The following is a 291-nucleotide window of genomic DNA, read 5'->3' as shown; positions in this document are numbered from 1 at the left end:
AACCTCTGAAAAACCTTTGACGTCTCTGACGAAAAAAGATCAACCATTTGGTTGGTCGGCCGCGGCCGAGTCCGCGTTCGTGACCCTGAAACGAGCGTTCACCACAGCGCCTGTTATGAAACATTTTGACCCGAATCTCCCGATCATATTGGAGACAGACGCTTCTGATTTCGCGCTGGGGGCCGTTATCTCACAGCGACAACTCGATGGTAAATTGCATCCAATCGCGTTCTACTCAAGGAAGTTGACGGCGCCGGAATTAATTTATGACGTCTACGACAAAGAGCTGCT

General features: G+C 50.2%; 1 protein-coding gene. It reads left to right on the top strand.

What is annotated here, in order from left to right; translation table 11 throughout:
• Positions 1–291, top strand: a 291-nt coding sequence (locus tag B5P40_RS33060; RefSeq protein ID WP_181462984.1) for a ribonuclease H family protein, incomplete at both ends; no start/stop codon positions are given.

This window comes from Bacillus sp. SRB_8, assembly GCF_003264205.1.
In the GTDB taxonomy this organism is placed as follows: Bacteria; Bacillota; Bacilli; order Bacillales; family Bacillaceae_G; genus Bacillus_A; species Bacillus_A mycoides.
This window is presented reverse-complemented; position numbering and strand designations above follow the sequence as displayed.